The organism is Nocardiopsis sp. CC223A, assembly GCF_030766825.1.
GTDB lineage: Bacteria > Actinomycetota > Actinomycetes > Streptosporangiales > Streptosporangiaceae > Nocardiopsis.
Map to the genome: position 1 here is coordinate 1 of NZ_JASFDV010000105.1, position 20,375 is coordinate 20,375.

Genomic DNA, 20,375 nt, shown 5'->3' on the forward strand with positions numbered 1-20,375 from the left:
GCTCCCGGGCGGCTCCCGGGCGGCTGCCCGAGGGTCATGTCCCGTGGAGTGGTGTGAGAACAACGGTCGCTCGAACAGAAACGAGTCGCCGACCAGCGCGTCGTCACCTCTGGGGCTCTGGAACCGAACGAAGTCACACCACTCGGTGGGACACCATCTACCCGAGTTCGGCGCGGGCGGTCAGGCGGACGTCCGCGTAGGAGCGGCCGACCAGCAGGTCGTAGCCGCCCGCGGCGTACTCCCACTCACCGGCGTCCTCGGCCCAGGTGCGGATCGCCTCGCGCGGGACGTCGATCTCCACCTCGACCGTCTCCCCCGGCTCGGCGGACACGGCCGCGAACCCGGCCAGCCGGCGGGCCGGGCGGTCGCCCGCCTCGTAGGGGGCCAGGTAGAGCTGGACGACCTCGCGGCCCGCCCGCTCACCGGCGTTGGTCAGGCGTACCCGCACACGGGCGACCGGGGCCCCCGCACCACCCGCGCCGTCCGCACCACCCGCGCCGTCCGCGTCGTCGACACCGTCGGCACCGACGGCCACCTCCAGGGCGTCGTAACGCCACCGGGTGTAGGACAGCCCGTGCCCGAACCAGTAGGCGGGTTCGGCACCCGCCCGCTCCCAGCCGCGGTGGCCGACGAAGACCCCCTCGGAGTACTCCAGCACCCCGTCCTCCGGTACGACCTGCGTGACCGGGGCGTCGGCCAGGGCGACCGGCCAGGTGGTGGGCAGTCGCCCGGACGGGTCCTGCGCCCCCAGCAGCACGTCGGCGAGCGCCCCGCCGACCTCCTGTCCGCCGAACCAGGCGAGCAGCACCGCCGACACGTCGTCCCGCCAGGGCATCTCCACCGGGGCGCCCGCGCAGACCACCACGACGGTGCGGTCGTTCACCTCGGCGACCCGGGCGACCAGTTCGTCCTGGCGGCCCGGCAGGGCCAGCGAGTCCCGGTCGAAGCCCTCCGACTCCACCTCGTCGGTGGTCCCCACCACGACGATCGCGACGTCGGCGCCGCGCGCCGCGTCGGCCGCCTCGGCCAGCAGGGTGGCGTCGTCGGCCAGCGGAGCCCGGTGGGTGAGGGTGAACCCGATGAACGCGAAGTCCCCCATCCCCAGGTCCTCGTGGGCCTTGACCACCGAGAGCCGGACCGGCTGCCCCGCGGTGAGCGCGACGGGGACCGCCGTGGTCGGCGGGGCGAACATGGCGGCGGCGGGGTCGTCCCCCTCCGCCTTCAGCTCCCCGTCGAACACGGTCTCCCCGCCGACCGCGAGCACGTACCGGCCGGCCCCGGAGATCCCGATCAGGTGCTCGCCGTCCACCTGCGGGGTGAACTCCCCGGTGAGCTCGATCCGGTCGAGTTCGGCGTTGGACACCCCGGCCGGGAGCTCGCCGATCCACCGGGCGGTGCCGTCGGGCAGCGGCTCGGTGGTCAGGGTCCGGCCGTCGGCGGTCAGGAACGCGGCGCTCAGGGGTGTGGACACGGCGGGCGGCCCGGTGCGCGGGTCGGTGCCGACGGCGTGCACGAGTTCCACGTCCTCGGGCAGCGCGGCGCGCAGCCCCTCCAGCGGGGAGACGGTGCGCTCGGCGAACACGCTGGCGCTGCCGCCGCCGCTGGTCCGGGCCTCGGCGGCGGGCAGGCCGATGAGCGCCACCCTGCGGACCCGCGCGGGCTCCAGCGGCAGCGCGGAGCCCTCGTTGCGCAGCAGCACGAAGGACCGTGCGGCGACCTCCCGCGCCACGGCGCGCCCGTCCAGCCCGGCGGGCCGGTCGGCCGGGGCCACCACGGGTTCGGCCCCGTCCAGCAGCCCCACCCGGGCGGCCAGGCGCAGCACCCGGCGGGCCATCCCGGTGACGACGTCCTCGGGGACGCGGCCGTCGCGGACGGCGTCCGCGAGGTGGCTCCCGTAGACGGTGTTGGGCCCGGGCATGGCCACGTCCATCCCGGCCAGGGCGGCGGCGACGGTGTCGCGGGCGGCGGTCCAGTCCGAGACGATGAACCCGTCGAAGCCCCACTCCTCGCGCAGCACGGCGTTGAGCTCGGCGTGCTCGGTCAGGGTGGTCCCGTTGACCTTGTTGTAGGAGGCCATGACGCCCCAGGGGCGGGCCTTGGCGACGATGTGCTCGAAGGGCGCGAGGTAGATCTCGCGCAGGGTGCGCTCGTCGACGCGCACGTCGACGGTGAAGCGGTCGGTCTCGGAGTCGTTGGCGACGAAGTGCTTGACGGTGGTGGCCACACCGCCCTCCTGGACGCCCTGGACGTAGGCGGCGCCGATCTCGCCGGTGAGGAGGGGGTCCTCGGAGTAGGTCTCGAAGTGGCGGCCGCCCAGCGGGGAGCGGTGCATGTTCACGGCGGGGGCGAGCAGGACGTGGACGCCCTTGCGCCGGGCCTCCTGGGCGAGCAGCCGGCCGACGGTGCGGACGAGGCCGAGGTCCCAGGTGGCCGCGAGGGCGGTGGGGCTGGGCAGCTGGATCGAGGGGTCGCTGGGCGTCCAGTGCTCGCCGCGCACGCCGACGGGGCCGTCGGACATGACGAGGCGGCCCAGGCCGATGGCGGGGTTCGCGGGGATCGCCCACATGGAGCCGCCGGACAGCAGGGCGATCCTGCCCTCCAGGTCGAGGGCGGCCAGGGCCTCCTCGACACGGCGTTCGCGGTCGGCGTCGGATGCGTGCATGGTGAACCTCCGAGGGTCGCGCACGGAATTTACCTACCGATCACTCGGCAAATTATGACCTTTAGGTTAAACGCTTAACTCAAACTTGTGAAGCCCCTCACCGCACCCGTCTCGTGACGGACTAGCCTGGGACCCGATGACCGAACAGACACCCGCACCCGATCCCGCGGCCGCCCCGCCGGCCCGTCGCGGCCGCGGCCGCCCGCCCGCCACCGCGCGCCGCGAACAGATCGTCACCGCCGCTCTGGAGGAGTTCGCCGAGCACGGGTTCCACAACAGCTCCCTGGCCTCCGTCGCCGAGCGGGTCGGCCTCAGCCAGCAGGGGCTGCTGCACCACTTCCCCACCAAGGAGGCCCTGCTGGTCTCCGTGCTGCGCCGCCGCGACGAGATCGACGAGGCCGACTTCGGCACCCTGGACGGACTCGACCGCCTGCGCGACGTCGCCGAGCGCAACGCCTCCCGCCCCGGGATCGTGCGGCTCTACACCCTGCTGTCCGCCGAGGGCCTGTCCGAGGACCACCCCGCGCACGTCTACTTCGCCGAACGCTTCGCCGGCCTGCGCGCCCGGATCACCGCCGTCCTGCGCGGCGCCCACGGCGACCGCCTGCCCTCGGGCGCGACCCCCGAACAGGCGGCGGCCCTGCTCATCGCGGCGATGGACGGGCTCCAGCTCCAGTGGTCCTACGACCCGGGGGCGGCGGACATGCCCGACTTGGTGGCTCTGCTCACCGATGTCCTGCGTGGCGGGGGGACCCGGCCGGACGCGGACTGACACCATAGGGCGCCATGGATCTCCTCTCACTGATGGCGGTACTCCTCGTCGGCATCGCGGTGGGCGTCGCGCTGGGCCTGCTCTGGGCCCGGGGGCAGAGCGCGCAGGCCCGGGCGGAGGCCGAGGCGGCCCGGGAACGGGCCGAGTTCATGGAGGAGCGGCTGGCCGAGCGCTTCCGGGCGCTGTCCGCCCAGGCGTTGGACCAGACCAACCGGAACTTCCTGGAGCTGGCCGAGGGACGGCTGCGCGCGGTCGGCGCGCAGGCCGGGCACGACCTGGACGAGCGGCGCAGGGCCGTCGAGCGCATGGTGGAGCCGCTGACCGAGATGCTGGACCGGGTCGAGCGCCAGCTGCGGGAGGCCGACGCGGGCCGGGCGGCCGCGCACGCGGAGCTGGCCAAGCAGGTGGAGTTCGTGCGCGAGGGCTCCGAGCGGCTGCGCGACCAGACGCAGGCGCTGGTGACGGCGCTGCGCCGCCCCGAGGCGCGGGGCCGCTGGGGCGAGGTGCAGCTGCGCCGGGTGGCGGAGCTGGCCGGCATGAGCGCGCACTGCGACTTCGAGGAGCAGGTGGCGGTGGAGGACGGGGCGCGCCGTCCGGACATGGTGGTGCGCCTGGCCGGGGGCAAGAACATCGTCGTGGACTCCAAGGTGCCGCTGTCGGCGTACCTGGACGCGGTGGCCGCCGAGGGCGAGGCGCAGGTCCGCGAGCGGCTCCGCGCGCACTCCCGGCACCTGCGCACGCACGTGGACCAGCTGGCGGGCAAGGCGTACTGGTCGGCGCTGAGTCCGGCGCCGGAGTTCGTGGTGCTGTTCATCCCGGGCGAGGCGTTCCTGGCCCCGGCGCTGGAGCACGACCCGGCGCTGCTGGAGTACGCCATGGGCAGGCGGGTGCACATCGCGACGCCCACCACCCTGATCTCGCTGCTGCGCACGGCGCAGTACGCCTGGCAGCAGGAGGCCCTGAGCCGCAACGCCCGGGAGGTGTTCGAGCTGGGCAAGCAGTTGCACGCGCGGCTGTCCACCCTGGGCGGGCACGTGGAGGGGCTGGGCCGGGCGCTGTCGCGGACGGTGTCGGCCTACAACCAGACGGTGGGGTCGCTGGAGAACCGGGTGCTGGTGACCGCCCGCCGGTTCGGGGAGCTGGGCCTGGTGGACGGCGACCTGGAGCGCCCGCGCGGGGTGGAGGAGCCGCCCCGGACGGTCGCGGCACCGGAGCTGACCGAGGACGTCGCCATTCGGATGACAAATAACGGCCACAACGGCGCGACCTAAAAAGAAAGCCCTCCGCCCGGACGGACCGGAATGGCCGCCCCCGGCCGAAAGAAATCCACGTCGGGCCCCCTCCGGCGACCCGCGGGACGAATACGGACACTTCATCCGCGAACATGGTGAACCGCGGTACCCCATCCCGGTGTCCAACGGGAGGAAGGCGTGTTCGGCGCGGAAGGGGCAAGTGGACGAAATGACGACACGTTCCCCGGAAAAGACACCGAACGCTCACGAGAAGTGACACACTAAACACTGTGAGTAACACACTTGGGAGGCGCACGGCCATGCCCCCGCGCAAGACGGACGACCCGGAACCCGGGCGGGCACCGTACTTCGTGCGGCCCGACGGCCGTGCCCGCAACGCGCCGAAGACCAGGAAGCCCGCGCCCGACCGCCCCGCCGGGAGCCCCGGCGGCGCGACCGGGCCACGTCCCACCGCTCCACGCACACGCCCGAACGCGGGCACCGCACGGCTCACCGGCCGCGGCGGCGTCCTCGTCATCGCCCTGTTCAGCGTCACCGGCACGGTGATCGCGCACGTGGCCGAACTGCCGACGGCACCGGGCATCGCCTTCACCCTCGCCTGCCTGCTGACGGTGTCGCTGGTCCGGCCGGGCGACCTGCTGTCGCTGTCGGTCAGCCCGCCGATCGCGTTCTTCGTGGCGGTGGTCGCCACGGAGAGCGTGCTGGCCCTGGGCAACGAGGGCTTCGCCCGGGTACTCCTCCTCGCCCTGGCCTCACGCCTGGCCCAGGTCGCCCCCTGGCTGTTCCTGGGCACGGCGCTGGTACTGGTCGTCGGGGTGTTCCGGGGGCTGCCCGGCAACCTGCGCGACCTGGGCGACGAGCTCAACGGCCGCAGGTGAACCGGGGCCGCACCGGCCCCGGATCCCCTCTCCCCCGCCCCGGCCGCCCGTGCGGACCGACACCGCCGGCCGGCGGGTGCCCTCAGAAGGGCGTGTCCGCGTCCCCGGGCGCGTCGCCCTTCTCGCGTTCGTCCATGGCCGCCGCCATCGTGGCGCGGGCCCCCTCCAGCCAGCGCTCGCAGATGCGGGCCAGCTCCTCGCCCCGCTCCCACAGGGCCAGGGACTCCTTGAGGCTCAGTCCGCCCGACTCCAGCCGGCGCACCACCGTGTTGAGCTCCTCGCGGCTCTCCTCGTAGCTCAGCTCGGGCTCGTCGGTGTCGGCGGCCCGGGCCGCGTCCTTCTTCGCCATGCCTACTCTTCTCCTCCGGTGCTGTCTGCGGTCTCGTCACCCGTCTCCGGGTCGGTCTCGACGGCGTCCACGGTGACGGCCAGGCCGTCCTCGGCGAAGCGCACCCGCAGGGTCTCGCCCAGGTCGGGTTCGGTCGCCGAGCGCACCACCGAACCGTCGGCGCGCTGCACGATCGCGTACCCGCGGGCCAGGGTGGTGGCCGGGGACAGGGCGTGCAGGCGGGCCCGGGTGTGCCCCAGGTTCTCGGCGGCGCGGTCCAGGGACACCGCCAGGTTGCGCCGGGAGCGCTCGCGCAGGTCCAGGACCTGCTCGGTGAGGCGGTCGATCTCCCGGACCGGGTCGGCCAGCGCCGGACGGGAGCGCATCGAGGCCAGCCAGGCGCTCTCCCGCTCCAGGGAGCCGGCCAGCACCCGGCGGCCGCGGTCGCGCAGCTGCCGGATGATCTCCAGCTGCTCCCCCACGTCCGGAACGGTCTTCTTGGCCGCGTCGGTGGGGGTGGAGGCGCGCAGGTCGGCGACGTGGTCCAGCAGCGGGGCGTCCTGCTCGTGGCCGATGGCGCTGACCACGGGCGTCCGCGCGGCGGCGACCGCGCGGACCATCGCCTCGTCGGAGAACGGCAGCAGGTCCTCCAGGGAGCCGCCGCCGCGCGCGATGACGATGACGTCCACCTCGGGACGGGAGTCGAGGTCCTTGAGGGCGTCGACCACCTCGCGGACCGCGCGGTCGCCCTGGACGGCGACCTGGCGCACCTCGAAGCGCACGGCGGGCCAGCGGCGGCGGCTGTTCTCCAGGACGTCGCGCTCGGCCGCGGAGTCGCGCCCGCAGATCAGGCCGACGGTGCCCGGCAGGAACGGCAGCGGCCGCTTGCGCTCGGGGGCGAACAGCCCCTCGGCCTGGAGGGTGCGGCGCAGCTGCTCCAGGCGGGCCAGCAGCTCGCCCAGGCCGACGTGGCGGATCTCCAGGGCGCGCAGCGAGAACGTGCCGCGCACCTCGTAGAAGTCGGGTTTTGCGTGCACCACGACCCGGGCGCCCGCCTCCGGCGGGGGCTGTTGGGCGTCCAGGACGGACGTCTGGCAGACCACCCGCACCGAGACGTTGGCGACCGGGTCGCGCAGGGTGATGTAGGCCATGCGGCCGCGCCGGTTCAGCTCGGCGATCTGGCCCTCGACCCAGATGCGGCCCAGTCGGCCGATCCAGCCGCCGATGGCGTTGAGGACCACGCGGACCGGCTGCGGCGCCTCGGGGGAACTCTCCATGCCCATGACACCCGAGCCTAGGCCAGGGGTGCGACGGTTCCTCCGAGGCACGGGCGCCCGGCGGGATTCCGAAGGTCCGGAGGAGACGTCTTCGGGAGAGCCCGTGGCCGTGGGCCCTCGGTCGAGGGCGGCGGGCGGGCCCAAGCGGGGCGGAGGCCCGAGGGGCAGGGCCCTACGGGGTGGCGTCGCCGCCGGAGGAGACGGAGTTGCCGCCGCCCAGGTCGGTGACGTCGGGGTCGCCGGAGGCGTGATAGACGGTGTTGTCCGCGCCGATGACGTGGATGGAGTCGGCGGAGCCGATGTGCACGGTCAGGTTGCTGCCCGCGACGGTGACGGTGGTGCAGGCGCCGTTGAGGACGATCTCGGCGTCCTCGGAGGCGATGTTGACGGCGCGGCCCAGGCAGTCCTCGGTGAGGTCGCCGCCGGTGACGTTGAGGACCTCGTCGCCGCCGACGCCCACACCGCCCTCACCGTCGACGCTGACCTCGCCGTCGCCGTTGTCGATGTTCACGCCGTCGGGGTCGACGGAGACGTCCTGGCCGCCGGGGAGGGAGAAGGAGCAGCCGGTGAGCCCGAAGGCCGCGGCCGTGACGAGCACTGCGGCCAGCCGGGCCGGGGTGCGGATGGCTGAGGCGGTCATGGCGGTGGGCCTTTCGAGCGGGGAACGAAGGTGTCTCTCACCGGATGTGACGCTCCGGGTGCCGCCCGGGTTCCCCGACACGCCGACGGGGCCGCCGTCCCCGGCGGCCCCGTCGGTCCCCGGGCCGTGCCCGGATCCCCCGTTCGGGCACGGTGCACGGGGGATCCGGGATCAGGAGTCGGCGTCCTCCAGCTTGGCGATCCGGTTGTCGTACATCTTGATGAACTCGGCGCGGCCCTGGTGCGCGACCTCGTAGGCGCGCAGGTCGCGGACCTGCTCCACGGTGAGCTTGCGCAGTCGGGCCCGGACGGAGGGCAGGGTGAGCTCGTCGTAGGTGGGGACGGCCAGGTCCTCGACGGCGGGCGAGTTCTCCTTGCGGACCTTCGCCAGGACCTCGGCGTCGGCGACCTCGGTGTTGGCCTCGGCCACCGCGATCTCCTCGGCGATGGACTCGCCGCTGTCGGGCAGGTCGGCGGTGGCGGGGACGGCCGGCCCGGTCTCCTCCGCGGCCTCGGCGGCGGGCTCCGCGACGGCGGGCTCCGCGGCGGGGGCGGGCTCCTCGGCCGCGGGGGCGGCCGCCGCGGCCTCCTCCGCCCTCTCGTCCTTCTCCGCCTCCTCGGTCTTCGCCTCGGCGGTCTCCGCGGCCGCGGGCTCGGCGGCCGGCGCCTTCTCCTCGGTCTTCACCGGGGCGGTGGCGGGCTCGGCGGCGGTCTCCTCGGCGGGGGGAGCGGCGGGCGCGGGCGCTGCGGCCGTCTCCTTGCGCCCGAAAAGGCCCTTGAACAGGGTCGCGACTTTCGTGGCGAACGTCGGGTTCGACATGGGGCGGGGGCTCCTGATTGCTCTCGGCGGGGCGAATCGCACCCCGTGGTCCGGCCGGACCGGGTGAGGGCGAACCGCCTATAACACAATGCGATGGTGAACCAGGATAGAGGAGGGAAGAACACCATGAGCAGGGGATAAGTGAACGATTTCGCCACTTCGAAGCGGAACCGGAGGCGGCTCGTTGCGATACCGTCACCATTGGCTCCGGAACGCGGCCCCACCGCCGCCGCCCGGGGCCCTCGGCCCTGTCCGGACGTGCGCTCCCCCACGCCCGCGCGGCGCACCCGCGTACCCCACCTAGGATGTATTGCATGACAGCGACGACCACCGCCACCAAGCAACGCCGCGTGCTGCTCGCCAACCCCCGGGGTTACTGCGCCGGTGTGGACCGCGCGGTCATCACCGTCGAGAAGGCCCTGGAGCAGTACGGCGCCCCGATCTACGTCCGCAAGCAGATCGTGCACAACACGCACGTGGTGCGGACGCTGGAGGAGCGCGGCGCGATCTTCGTCGAGGAGACCGACGAGGTCCCCGAGGGGGCGATCGTCGTGTTCTCCGCGCACGGTGTCTCCCCGGCCGTCCACACGGAGGCCGCCGACCGCAGCCTCAAGACGATCGACGCCACCTGCCCACTGGTGACCAAGGTCCACAAGGAGGCCAAGCGCTTCGCGGCCGAGGACCGGGACATCGTCCTCATCGGGCACATCGGCCACGAGGAGGTCGAGGGCACCAGCGGTGAGGCCCCCGAGCACATCCAGATCGTGGAGAGCCCGGACGAGGTCGACAAGCTCAACGTGCGCAACCCGGACAACGTGTCCTGGCTGTCGCAGACCACCCTGTCGGTGGACGAGACCAACGAGACCGTCGACGCCCTGCGGCGCAAGTTCCCGAACCTGCTCGACCCGCCCAGCGACGACATCTGCTACGCCACCACCAACCGCCAGGTCGCCGTCAAGACGATGGCGCCCGAGTGCGAGCTGGTCATCGTGGTGGGCTCGGACAACTCCTCGAACTCGGTGCGGCTGGTCGAGGTCGCCCTGGCCGCCGGCGCCGACGCCTCCTACCTCATCGACAACGCCTCCCTCCTGGAGGAGGAGTGGCTGGAGGGCGTCACCACCGTGGGCGTCACCAGCGGCGCCTCGGTGCCCGAGATCCTGGTCCGGGAGCTGCTGGACCGCCTGGCCGGGTACGGCTACGGCGACGTGTCCCTGGTGACCACCGCGGACGAGACGCTGACCTTCTCGCTGCCCAAGGAGCTGCGCCGCGACCTGCGCGCCGAGTAACGGGCCCGAACGAAACCGAGGGGACCCGGACCGCACGGTCCGGGTCCCCTCGCGTACGTCTTCAGGAACCTTCGTCGGGTTGCGGGGCGGCGGGCTCCGCGGAGGCCCCGTCCCCGCCGTCCCCCTCGCCCCCGTCGGCGTCCGTCTCCAGCCCGCCCGCGAAGTGCGCCAGCTCGTCCAGGTCGGCCGGACCGGCCACCACCAGCGTGTACCCGTCCTCGCGCAGGACCAGGGCCGACCAGTCCTCGGCCTCGTAATGCTCCCACTCCCGGCCGCCGACCGCGACCGTGCCGGTCTCCTCGGCGCCCCTGGTCCGGTCGGCCACGACCGCGTCGGGGTCCGCGTCGCTCTGGGTGAACATCACGTGGCTGTCGGCGGCGGTGGCGAATCCCACGCTCCACTCGACCGGGCCCGCGGTCTCCAGGGTCGAGCTGGTGGGCGTCCACCCCTGCTCGGCGAGGTCGTCCGCGGGCACCGTCACCGGGTAGTCGGCGTTCCCGCGCAGCACCTCGGCCTCGGGCCGGTAGTCCACGCTCGGGATGTTCTCCCCCGAACGTGTGGAGACCACGAACGCCAGGACCAGGACGATGGCGATGATGATGCCCAGGGAGATGGCGTAGTTCTTGAAGGTCGCGCTGGACCGGCTGTACTCACTCATGACACTTCCAGCTTGCCGCAGGTCGCGGCCCGCCCCGACCCGGGGTGCGGTTACCGTCCCGACTCCGGCGGAACGGCCGCGGCGTGTCGGCCCCGGCGGACCTTCAGTGCCGGTCGTCCTCGCGGCGCTGCGGCTGGAGCTGGTCGAGCAGCCGGGTGATGTCGTCGGCCAGGCGCAGGGAGTCGGCGTCGTCGCGGTTGACCACCTCGGCGACGGCCAGCAGCATCGCGCCGCTCACCACGATCAGCAGCGCCTCGTCCACCGGTTCGTCGGCCTTGCGGTACAGGGCGACGTTGCGGTCCGTCCACTGGGTGAGCCGGGCCCGCAGCCGGTACTCGAACCCGGGCGGGCCGTCACCGCTGAAGAACAGGCGTGTGGTCTCCCTCTCCTCGATGCAGCCGAGCAGGTACGCGCGGGCGGCGATGTTCATCAGCCGGGTGGGGTCGCTCTCCCCGCGGGCCCGCGCGTCCACCACCGCCTGGTGGGTGCGCTCCTGCTGTCGCTGCTGGAACTCCTCGTACAGGGCGAGGTAGAGGTCCGCCTTTCCGGTGAAGTGGTGGTAGAGGCTGCCCACGCTGGCGCCCGCGACGGCCACGACCTCGCTGACCCCGGCCTTGGCGAAGCCCACCGTGCGGAAGACCTGGGCGGCGGCCTTGAGCAGAGCGGTGCGCGTCGCCGCGCCGCGCGGCGAGACCCGGGTCGGCCGGTCCGTCTTTTCCACTGTCATGCCTCACTCCTGTCCGGATCACGCCAGGGTAGCCCTTACGCTTCCGACCGGACACGGGAGCGTGCCCGCCGAGGCGGCCGATCGCGCCGGGTGACTACCCTAAGACGTGAATCCCACCCTGTACCCCGACGGAAGGCACCTTTCCATGTCACAGGCCGGCGGTCCCACCGCGCCAGACCGCAACCTCGCCCTCGAACTGGTCCGGGTGACCGAGACCGCGGCGCTGGCGGCCGCCCGCTGGGTCGGCAAGGGCGACAAGAACGGCGCCGACGGTGCGGCCGTGCGCGGCATGCGGCACATGATCAGCACCGTTTCGATGAACGGCACCGTCGTGATCGGCGAGGGCGAGAAGGACAACGCCCCGATGCTGTACAACGGCGAGCGCGTCGGCGACGGCGGCGGCCAGGACTGGGACGTGGCGGTCGACCCGATCGACGGCACCACCCTGACCGCGATGGGCATGCCCAACGCGATCGCCGTCATCGCGCTGAGCCCGCGCGGTTCCATGTTCGACCCGTCCGCCGTGTTCTACATGGAGAAGCTGGCCACCGGCCCGGAGGCCGCCGACGTGGTGGACATCGCCGCGCCCGTGGCCGACAACATCCGCGCGGTGGCGCGGGCCAAGGGCAAGTCGCCGCAGGATGTGACGGTCGTCATCCTCAACCGCCCGCGCCACGAGCAGATCGTCAAGGAGGTCCGCGACGCGGGCGCCCGGATCAAGTTCATCAGCGACGGCGACGTGGCGGGCGCGATCATGGCGGCCCGTGCCGGGACCGGTGTCGACCTGCTGTTGGGCATCGGCGGCACCCCGGAGGGCATCATCACGGCCTGCGCGATGAAGTGCCTGGGAGGTGTCATCCAGGGCCGTCTGTGGCCCAAGGACGACGCCGAGCGGGCCAAGGCCGTCGACGCCGGACACGACCTGGACCGGGTGCTGCACACCGACGACCTGGTCTCGTCCGACGACGTGTTCTTCGCGGCCACCGGGATCACCGATGGCGAGCTGGTCGGCGGGGTGCGCTACGAGTCCGCGCACGTCACCACCGACTCACTGGTGATGCGCGGCCGCAGCGGCACCGTCCGCCAGGTGCTCAGCGAGCACCGGCTGAGCAAGCTGTCGGCCTACAGCGGCGTGGACCTGACCTCCGCCCCGCAGGTCTGACGACCTGCCTCACCCGGACGGGTGGTCGGACGACGGGCCCCGGAGCCCCGTCGCACCGACCGCCCGTGTCGCGTGGTGCGCGCGGGGAGTTCACCCGCCCGCGTGAGAACCACGGCGGGGGGAGGCCGCATCTGAACGTTCGTTGGCAGCGCGGACACCGCGCCTGTGAGAAATCCGTCGGAGGTCCGATGTCCTACCCCGATCCCCACCGGCAGCCCCAGTGGCAGCCGCCGCACCAGCCCGGGGGCCCCGTCCCCGGGCAGCCCCCGGTGTCCGGTGCCGTGCCCCCCGGGATGCCCGGTCAGCAGTACGCCGCCCCGGGCGGGCCCGGCGGTCCCGGCTTCCCCGGTGGTCCCGGCGGCCCGGGCGGGCCCGGCTTCCCCGGCGGCCCGGTGCCGCCCGCCGCCCCGCGCAAGCGCAACCGCTGGCTCATCCCGGCCGCGGCCGGCACCGCGGTCGTGGTGATGGCCGGAACCGTGTGGGCCACCGTGTCCCTGGTGGCCTTCGGCGGCCCGCAGCCGGAGGAGGTGCTGCCCGGCAGCTCCATCGCGTTCGGCAAGGTCGACCTGGCGATCGACGGGTCGCAGGCGATCGAGCTGCTGGAGTTCGTCGACCGGCTCCCCGCCGAGGTCACCGAGGAGACCGGGAGCCCCGACGGGGACATGACCGAGTTCTTCGCCGAGACGTTCGTCGACGCGTTCGGCGACAGCTCCCCGAGCCAGAGCCGGGTCGAGGAGTGGATCGGCCAGCGCGCGGGCTTCTCGGTGTGGCCCGCCTCCGGTGAGGCCCAGCTGGAGGAGGGTGCGGGGGTCGCCTTCGCCATCGCCCTGGCCGTGGAGGACCCGCGCATGGCCGAGGAGGACTTCGCCGACCTCGCCGCCGCGGAAGAGGACGTCTTCTACTCGGTGGACGGCGACTACGTCGTCTTCACCTACTCCCAGGCCGCCCTGTCCGACCTGGAGGGCCAGATCCAGGAGCACGGGTCGCTGGCCGACTCCGACGTCTTCTCCGGGGACATCGCGGGCGTCCCCGGCGGCAGTCTGGCCGTGGCCTGGGCCGACCTGGGCGCGGCCATGGAGATCGAGTCGTTCGCCGACGAGTTCTCCGCGGACCTGGCGACGGAGCCGACCGACTTCTCCGGCCGGGCGACCGCGTCGGTGCGCGTGGACGGCGAGTACCTGGAGGCGCGGATGGACGCCTTCGCGTTCGAGGTCAACGAGGCCGACCTGTCCTGGCTGGCGGAGACCCCGGGCGAGAGCGTGGCGGCGCTGGGTTCGCTGCCGGACAACACGGTGATGGCCCTGGGCGCCAGCGGGCTGGACCAGGCGCTGATCGACGCCTACAACGACGACGAGATCCCGTTCTTCAGCAGCTCCGGCGAGCGGCAGGAGTTCGAGCGCGAGTTCAACGGCATGGGCGTCTCCATGCCGGAGGGCTTCGGCGACCTGCTGGGCTCCTCGACCGCGTTCGGCATCACCGAGATCAGCCTGGACGACTTCTTCGGCGGCTACGGCAGCGAGCAGTTCTCGTTCCAGTACCGGGCCGTGGGCGGTGACGAGACCGTCATCGGCGACTTCGTCGAGGCCATGGTCACCGACCCGTACGCCACTCCCCCGGGTGTCTCCTCCGACGGCGACGCCGTGGTGGTCGCCCAGGGCAGCAGCGGCACCGGCCGCCTGGCCGACGACCCCGTCTTCCAGCAGACCATGCAGGAGATGGACGCCGCGATCGTGGCCGGGTACTTCGACATGCGCCAGGTGCTGACCGCCGAGGACGTGCAGAACCCCGAGGAGTGGGGCGCGCTCGGTCTGGCGCTGAGCGTCACCGAGGAGGGGCAGCGCAGCAGCGTGGAGCTGCGCTGGGCCCCCAGCGCGGGCTGACCCCGACCACTCGGAACAGAGAGCGCGAAGGGGGGAGCGGCCGCGGCCGCTCCCCCCTTCGCGCTCTCTCCGGTCAGGTGACCACGCGGCGGCGCATCTGCGACCCGGCGAGGAACCACATGAGCACGATGAACGCCAGCAGCACCCCGACGTGCAGCAGCGCCGCCCCGCCGGACAGGCCGCCGAAGACCGATCCGCGGATGAGCTCCACCGCGTGGTAGAGCGGGTTGAGCACCGCGAGGCCCTGGACCCAGCCCGGCAGCTCGGTGAGCGGGAAGAACGTGCCCGCCACCAGGAACAGCGGTGTGAACAGGCCGCTGAACACGTAGTCCATGGACCGCACCGAGTTGATCACCGCCGAGATCCAGATCCCGAACAGCGCGAAGGCGAACCCGGCGAAGAAAGCGATGAACGGCACCAGCAGGCCGCCCCAGCCGGGCCGCAGCCCGAACCCCATGGCGACCAGCAGCGGCACGCACCCGTAGACGCCCGAGCGCATCGCCAGCCACAGGGCCTCGCCGGTGACGAGTTCGCGCACGTCGACGGGGGCGGCCAGGATGCCCTCGTAGGTGTGCAGGAACCGGCGCTTGATGAAGGTGTTGATGACGGCGGGCATCATCGACTGGAACAGCACCGACACCGCGACGATGCCGGTGCCCAGGAAGTCGATGTAGCTGAAGCCCGCCAGGGTCCCGATGAGCGCGCCCATGCCGAACCCGAAACAGAGCAGGTACAGGGTGGGCTCGACCACGGCGGCGAACGTGGTGGCCCGCCAGGACCGGCCGTAGAGGATCCACTCGCGGGCGACGACGCCCAGGACGGCGTCCGCCTCGAACCGGCCGGGCCGGGCGTGCTGGTCGGGCCGGGCGTCCTCCCGGTCGCGCAGTCGGCGCGCGTCGGTGCGGTCGATGCTCATTCCACACTCTCCCCGGTCAGGGTGACGAACACGTCCTCCAGGTTGCTCGCGCGGCGCAGCGGCACGGTGAGCCGGTCCCGGAGGGACTGCGGCAGCTCCTCGGCGCGCAGGACCGACACGGTGGTGCCGGTGCGGCGGGTGGTGAAGCCGTGGCCTCTGATGCGTGCCTCCAGGGCGTCGATGCCCTCCCCGTCGGGGAGGTACTCCTCCACGGTGGTGCCCGCGTACTTGGCGACCAGGTCGGTGGGCGTACCGCGTTCGATGATGCGCCCGGCGGCCATCAGGGCCACCTCGTCGGAGAGGCGCTCGGCCTCCTCGATGTAGTGGGTGGACATGAGCACCGTGGCGCCCTCCTGGCGCAGCGCGTCGATGACGCCCCACAGGTCCTGGCGGACCTGGGGGTCCAGTCCGACGGTGGGCTCGTCCATGAGGACCAGTTCGGGGCGGTGCAGCAGGGCCCGGACGATGAGCAGCCGGCGCCGCATGCCCCCGGAAAGGTCCTCCACCACGGTGTCGCCGCGGTCGGAGAGCTGGGCGATGCGCATGGCCCGGGCGATGGCCTCGCCCCGCCGGGCGCGGGGCACCCGGTACAGGAACGAGAACATCCGCAGGTTCTGCTCGACGGTGAGCTCCTCGTCGAGGTTGTCGTGCTGGGGCACGACGCCCATCCGCGCGCGGGCCCACTTGGACTCCGCGGGGATCTCGTGGCCGAGGATGCGGATCTCGCCCTCGTCGGCCATGGACTGGGCCGTGAGCATCTTCATCGTCGTCGACTTGCCCGCGCCGTTGGGGCCCAGCAGGCCGAGCACAATGCCCTGGGGAACCTCCAGGTCGAGGCCGTCGACCGCGGTGAAGGATCCGAAACGCTTGACGACTCCGCGAAGGTGCAGGGCGGGGACGTCCGCGGCGGCCGACGCCGCCACGCGGTCCGGGGTGTGGAGACCGGGTTCGGAAGAGGTCATGGGGACCACGGTAGGACGCGGGTACGACGAAAATCCACGGGTTTTACGCACCGGCGGGGACCCGGTGCCCGAAATGAGGGGACCGGGCCCGCGGGGCACCCCGCAGCGGAACGGGGGCATTGGTCGGCACTCGTCCCCGGACAATGGCACCGGTGCCGGTTCCTCTCGCGCTCCCGCCCTTTCCGGTCGGGTAAGGCCAGGTGGCAGGCCCTTTTTCGGTCGACGGAAAAGGGATCCCGCGGTTGCGGGAAGCATCCGTCGAACACCGGGGACAACGGATTTCACCGGGAGAAGTCTTTTTTTCGGGAAACGCGCCGGAACGGTCGCTTTCCCTGCTTTTCGGACGCGCCGGATCCGCGACCGCCCTGGCGACCGGGGCTGTCCGGAAAGTGGTCCCGCGACCCGGACGGCCGGTGGGCCACGGCCCGTGAAAATCCGTTGCCCCTGGTCGGGACGCGATCTAGCATCGTTGGCGACCTGTGCAACGACGGACACCGAGGGACCCTCCCCGGTGGAGGGGAAGGTGTCTTGATGACCCGGAACGCGCCGAGCGCGCCTCACCGAAACCGGACCGCCCGCTCCGACCGGAGCCGCTGACCCGACCACCGAGTAGCGCTCGGCCTGCTCCCGCTGACCCGTTCCATCTCCAGCGAGGAGTCCCTCCGGTGTCCACCACCGAACCGAGCCCCACCCTGCGCACCGCCACCTTCACCTGCGTGCGCTGCGGCCTCACCGTCTCCGCCCTCGATCCCGACGGGCGCGGACGCGACCACTGCCCCAGCTGTCTGAGCTCCCGGCACACCGTCGACCGCGTCGACGGCGGGGCCTCCGGCTGCGGCGGGCGGATGGTCCCCATCTCCATCGCCGTGCCGCGCAGCGGCGCCTGGGTCCTCATCCACCGGTGCACCCGGTGCGACGAGCTGGCCGAGGCGGCCGTCGCCGCCGACGACAACCACCTCGTGCTCATGCGCATCGCGGTCCGGCCGCTGGCCGATCCGCCCTTCCCGCTCGACCTGTTCGGGGAGGTGTGACACGTGGCACGACGCAACCGGGACCGCCGCGAACGGCGGCCCCAACGGCCCAAGACCGTCCTGCACGCCCACGGCGAGGCGGGCCGGACCGGGTCGTTCCGCTGCGCGGGCTGTCGGCTGGAGGTGCCGGCGACCGCCCCGGGCACCTCCCACCGCAACCACTGCCCGCACTGCCTGACCAGCCTGCACGTGGACCTTCGGGTGCCCGGCGACCGGGCGGCGGACTGCCGCGGGCCGATGGCCGCGGTGAGCCTGACCAGCCGCGCCGACGGCGAGTGGATGCTGGTCCACCGCTGTGCCCGCTGCGGTGGGCTGAGCGTCAACCGGGTCGCGGGCGACGACAACGCACGCGCCCTGGTGCGGTTGGCGGTCCGCCCGCTGGCCGGGGCGCCGTCGGGGTTCGCGGCCGTGGCCCGCGACGCCCTGGTCCGGCTCTGAGCGCGGGCCCCGGAGGTCATGTCCCGTCGAGTGGTGTGAGAACACCGGCCGTCCGGACGAGGGCGGGTCGCCGACCGGAGCGTTGTCGCCTTCGGTACCCGGGGGTCGGACGAAGTCGCACCACTCGGCGGGACACCACCGCCCCGGACCCGGTCGAGCCCCTGCGGGGCCGGCCGGGTCCGGGGCCGTGCCGGTCCACCGGTGCAGGTGGGCGGCGCCCGTCTCCAGGGCGGCCCCGTTCTCGCCGCGACGGCCGGGGCGGTGGCGGCCGGGGCCGCCGGTACCGCTGCCTGGGCCGCCGTGCGGGGCGTGGGGGTCTGCCGTGTCCCAGGCGCGTGCGGTGGGACGTCGGTGCGGGGGCGGCGCGTGTACCCGTACCGGTACGGGGGACCCGTGTCGTCTAGGGTTGGCGGTGTGAGCGAGCGGATCCCCCCTGAACGGCTACGGGCCTCCAACAGCGACCGCGAACGGGTGTTGAAGGTGCTGCGCGAGGCCGCCGCGGACGGGCGCCTGGACCTCGACGAGTTCCAGGAGCGCTCGGACAGGGCCCAGGAGGCCAGGACCCTCGGGGAGCTGCCGCCGCTCACCGCCGACCTGCTGCCCGCACAGGAGCAGCCCATCCGCCTGGACCACCAGCCCGCCCTCGGGGTGTTCGGCACGGCCGTCCGCAAGGGCCGGTGGGTCGCCTACCCCGGCGACCTGGTCCTGGCCGTGGCGGGCCGGGTCGAGGTGGACATGCGCGAGGCGCTGCTGCTGCGCGGGCACCACCGGATGACCGTCACCGCGGTGCTGGGCCAGGTGGAGATCCTGGTGCCCGACGGGGTGGAGGTGCGCGTCAACGGCCGCGCCGTGCTGGGGCTGCGGAGCACCACGGCGCGGAGGTCGGACCTGTCCGATCCGCCGGTGCTGGAGATCAACGGGTTCTCGGTGTTGGGCACGGTTCGGATCAAGGCGCCCCGGCGGCCCTTCCTCGCCCGGTTGCGGCGACGTGAACGGCGTCCCGGCATCGGGTCCTGACCTGCCCCGATGTCAACATGATGCGCGTAACACCGCCTTGGCGGGGTGAGGTGGCGGTGTGCCGCCGTGCGTCTGGCAGGCTGGGTTTCACAGGTTTTCCCAGGAGAGTGTGGTAGCCAATGAGTGAGTTCCGCATCGAGCACGACTCGATGGGTGAGGTCAAGGTCCCGGCCGACGCCAAGTGGCGTGCCCAGACCCAGCGCGCCGTCGAGAACTTCCCGATCTCGGGGCAGGGCCTGGAGGGCGCCCACATCGCCGCCCTGGGGCAGATCAAGGCCGCCGCCGCCAAGGTCAACGCCGAGCTGGGCGTCATCGGCGACGACCTGGGCAAGGCGATCCGCGAGGCCGCCCTGGAGGTCGCCGACGGCAAGTGGGACTCCGAGTTCCCGATCGACGTGTTCCAGACCGGGTCGGGCACCTCCAGCAACATGAACACCAACGAGGTCATCGCCACCGTCGCCAAGGAGCGGACCGGCCTCGACGTCCACCCCAACGACCACGTCAACGCGTCGCAGTCGTCCAACGACGTCTTCCCCTCCTCCATCCACATCGCCGCCACCTCCGCCGTGATCAACGACCTGATCCCGGCACTGCGGCACCTGGAGGGCGAGCTGACCCGCAAGTCCGTCGAGTTCGCCTCGGTGGTCAAGAGCGGCCGCACCCACCTGATGGACGCCACCCCGGTCACCCTGGGCCAGGAGTTCGCCGGGTACGCCGCGCAGGTCCGCTACGGCGTGGAGCGCCTGGAGGCCTCTCTGCCGCGGGTGGCCGAGCTGCCGCTGGGCGGTACCGCCGTGGGCACCGGCATCAACACCCCGGAGGGCTTCTCCGCCCGGGTGATCGCCGAGATCGCCGCGCACACCGGCCTGCCGCTGACCGAGGCCCGCGACCACTTCGAGGCCCAGGGGGCCCGTGACGGCCTGGTGGAGCTGTCCGGCCAGCTGCGGACCATCGCGGTCGGCTTCGCCAAGATCGCCAACGACGTCCGCTGGATGGGCTCGGGCCCGACCACCGGTCTGGGCGAGCTGTTCCTGCCCGACCTTCAGCCGGGTTCCTCGATCATGCCGGGCAAGGTCAACCCGGTGCTGTGCGAGGCCGTGCTCCAGGTCTCCTCGCAGGTCGTCGGCAACGACGCCGCGGTGGCCTTCGGCGGTGCCGGCGGCAACTTCGAGCTCAACGTGCAACTGCCGCTGATCGCCCGCAACGTGCTGGAGTCGATCCGGCTGCTCGCGAACGTCTCGCGGGTGTTCGCCGACCGCTGCGTCGCCGGGATCGTCGCCAACGAGGAGCAGTGCCGCACCTACGCGGAGTCCTCCCCGTCGATCGTCACGCCGCTCAACCGCTACATCGGCTACGAGGAGGCCGCCAAGGTCGCCAAGCAGTCGCTGAAGGAGAAGAAGACCATCCGCCAGGTGGTCCTGGAGCGCGGCTACGTCGCGGACGGCAAGCTCACCGAGGAGCAGCTGGACGCCGCCCTCGACGTCCTGAAGATGACCAACTCGCAGTAGGTCCTCTCACCGGGCACACACGACGGGGCACTCCGCTCGGCGGGGTGCCCCGTCGTGTGTCCGCGCCCTCGCGGAGAAGGTGACACTTCCGTTCCGATGCCCACTGTTCAGGAACCTTCCCCATTCGGGAGGCGTCGGACATTCTTGACAGAGCACCCGAG

19 protein-coding genes are annotated in these 20,375 nt (G+C 72.8%); 10 read left to right on the forward strand and 9 right to left on the reverse strand.

Going from position 1 to position 20,375, the window contains the following annotated elements; all coding sequences use genetic code 11:
- Positions 1–157 precede the first annotated feature (157 nt).
- The gene (locus QJS33_RS28080) at positions 158–2,662 is read right to left on the reverse strand and encodes a glycoside hydrolase family 3 protein (RefSeq protein WP_306371079.1); all 2,505 of its coding nucleotides are present in this window, start codon (positions 2,660–2,662) and stop codon (positions 158–160) included.
- 136 nt (positions 2,663–2,798) lie between these two features.
- Between QJS33_RS28080 and QJS33_RS28085 the strand changes: the two genes are divergently transcribed.
- From QJS33_RS28085 to QJS33_RS28095, 3 genes are all read left to right on the forward strand, one after another.
- A complete protein-coding gene (locus QJS33_RS28085) occupies positions 2,799–3,434 on the forward strand; it encodes a TetR/AcrR family transcriptional regulator (RefSeq protein WP_306371080.1) in 636 nt (211 codons plus the stop codon).
- A 14-nt stretch (positions 3,435–3,448) separates the two neighbouring features.
- Positions 3,449–4,705 (forward strand): DNA recombination protein RmuC, encoded by a 1,257-nt coding sequence (locus tag QJS33_RS28090; protein ID WP_306371081.1) that lies wholly within the window; start codon positions 3,449–3,451, stop codon positions 4,703–4,705.
- Positions 4,706–4,986: 281 nt separating this feature from the next.
- Positions 4,987–5,565, forward strand: coding sequence for a DUF6542 domain-containing protein (locus QJS33_RS28095; RefSeq protein ID WP_306371095.1), 579 nt, complete (start codon positions 4,987–4,989; stop codon positions 5,563–5,565).
- 82 nt (positions 5,566–5,647) lie between these two features.
- Here QJS33_RS28095 and QJS33_RS28100 read toward each other — a convergent pair whose 3' ends face one another.
- The 4 genes from QJS33_RS28100 to QJS33_RS28115 all read right to left on the reverse strand — a co-directional run bounded on the left by QJS33_RS28100 (position 5,648) and on the right by QJS33_RS28115 (position 8,629).
- Positions 5,648–5,914 (reverse strand): exodeoxyribonuclease VII small subunit, encoded by a 267-nt coding sequence (locus QJS33_RS28100; protein ID WP_306371082.1) that lies wholly within the window; start codon positions 5,912–5,914, stop codon positions 5,648–5,650.
- Positions 5,915–5,916: 2 nt separating this feature from the next.
- On the reverse strand, positions 5,917–7,176 hold the full coding sequence (xseA, locus tag QJS33_RS28105) for an exodeoxyribonuclease VII large subunit (protein WP_306371083.1): 1,260 nt from the start codon (positions 7,174–7,176) through the stop codon (positions 5,917–5,919).
- 166 nt (positions 7,177–7,342) lie between these two features.
- Complete coding sequence (locus QJS33_RS28110) at positions 7,343–7,810, reverse strand: DUF3060 domain-containing protein (protein ID WP_306371084.1); 468 nt, start codon at positions 7,808–7,810, stop codon at positions 7,343–7,345.
- Between the two features lie 171 nt (positions 7,811–7,981).
- The gene (locus QJS33_RS28115; protein WP_306371085.1) at positions 7,982–8,629 is read right to left on the reverse strand and encodes a hypothetical protein; all 648 of its coding nucleotides are present in this window, start codon (positions 8,627–8,629) and stop codon (positions 7,982–7,984) included.
- A gap of 314 nt (positions 8,630–8,943) precedes the next feature.
- Between QJS33_RS28115 and QJS33_RS28120 the strand changes: the two genes are divergently transcribed.
- A complete protein-coding gene (locus tag QJS33_RS28120) occupies positions 8,944–9,915 on the forward strand; it encodes a 4-hydroxy-3-methylbut-2-enyl diphosphate reductase (RefSeq protein WP_306371086.1) in 972 nt (323 codons plus the stop codon).
- A 61-nt stretch (positions 9,916–9,976) separates the two neighbouring features.
- On the opposite strand, the gene QJS33_RS28125 is transcribed toward QJS33_RS28120, so the two are convergent.
- Positions 9,977–10,573 (reverse strand): DUF4245 domain-containing protein, encoded by a 597-nt coding sequence (locus QJS33_RS28125; protein WP_306371087.1) that lies wholly within the window; start codon positions 10,571–10,573, stop codon positions 9,977–9,979.
- Positions 10,574–10,676: 103 nt separating this feature from the next.
- On the reverse strand, positions 10,677–11,294 hold the full coding sequence (locus QJS33_RS28130; protein ID WP_306371096.1) for a TetR/AcrR family transcriptional regulator: 618 nt from the start codon (positions 11,292–11,294) through the stop codon (positions 10,677–10,679).
- A 151-nt stretch (positions 11,295–11,445) separates the two neighbouring features.
- Between QJS33_RS28130 and glpX the strand changes: the two genes are divergently transcribed.
- Together glpX and QJS33_RS28140 are read left to right on the forward strand one after the other, a co-directional pair.
- The gene (gene glpX / locus QJS33_RS28135; protein WP_306371088.1) at positions 11,446–12,462 is read left to right on the forward strand and encodes a class II fructose-bisphosphatase; all 1,017 of its coding nucleotides are present in this window, start codon (positions 11,446–11,448) and stop codon (positions 12,460–12,462) included.
- A 188-nt stretch (positions 12,463–12,650) separates the two neighbouring features.
- Positions 12,651–14,342 carry a hypothetical protein gene (locus QJS33_RS28140; protein WP_306371089.1) on the forward strand — a complete coding sequence of 564 codons (1,692 nt, stop codon included), beginning with the start codon at positions 12,651–12,653 and terminating at the stop codon, positions 14,340–14,342.
- Between the two features lie 73 nt (positions 14,343–14,415).
- On the opposite strand, the gene QJS33_RS28145 is transcribed toward QJS33_RS28140, so the two are convergent.
- Both QJS33_RS28145 and QJS33_RS28150 read right to left on the reverse strand, forming a co-directional pair.
- Positions 14,416–15,258, reverse strand: coding sequence for an ABC transporter permease (locus QJS33_RS28145; RefSeq protein ID WP_306371090.1), 843 nt, complete (start codon positions 15,256–15,258; stop codon positions 14,416–14,418).
- Positions 15,255–16,220 carry an ABC transporter ATP-binding protein gene (locus QJS33_RS28150; RefSeq protein WP_306371091.1) on the reverse strand — a complete coding sequence of 322 codons (966 nt, stop codon included), beginning with the start codon at positions 16,218–16,220 and terminating at the stop codon, positions 15,255–15,257. Before QJS33_RS28150 ends, QJS33_RS28145 begins: the two co-directional genes overlap by 4 nt.
- A gap of 665 nt (positions 16,221–16,885) precedes the next feature.
- Here QJS33_RS28150 and QJS33_RS28155 point away from each other — a divergent pair.
- From QJS33_RS28155 to QJS33_RS28170, 4 genes are all read left to right on the forward strand, one after another.
- Positions 16,886–17,251: an RNHCP domain-containing protein gene (locus tag QJS33_RS28155; RefSeq protein ID WP_306371092.1), complete on the forward strand. Its 366-nt coding sequence runs from the start codon at positions 16,886–16,888 to the stop codon at positions 17,249–17,251.
- A gap of 3 nt (positions 17,252–17,254) precedes the next feature.
- Positions 17,255–17,689, forward strand: a complete 435-nt coding sequence (locus QJS33_RS28160) for an RNHCP domain-containing protein (protein WP_306371093.1) — start codon at positions 17,255–17,257, stop codon at positions 17,687–17,689.
- A gap of 426 nt (positions 17,690–18,115) precedes the next feature.
- Positions 18,116–18,706, forward strand: a complete 591-nt coding sequence (locus tag QJS33_RS28165) for a DUF1707 domain-containing protein (protein ID WP_306371097.1) — start codon at positions 18,116–18,118, stop codon at positions 18,704–18,706.
- A gap of 119 nt (positions 18,707–18,825) precedes the next feature.
- Positions 18,826–20,214: an aspartate ammonia-lyase gene (locus QJS33_RS28170; protein WP_306371094.1), complete on the forward strand. Its 1,389-nt coding sequence runs from the start codon at positions 18,826–18,828 to the stop codon at positions 20,212–20,214.
- Positions 20,215–20,375: the final 161 nt, after the last annotated feature.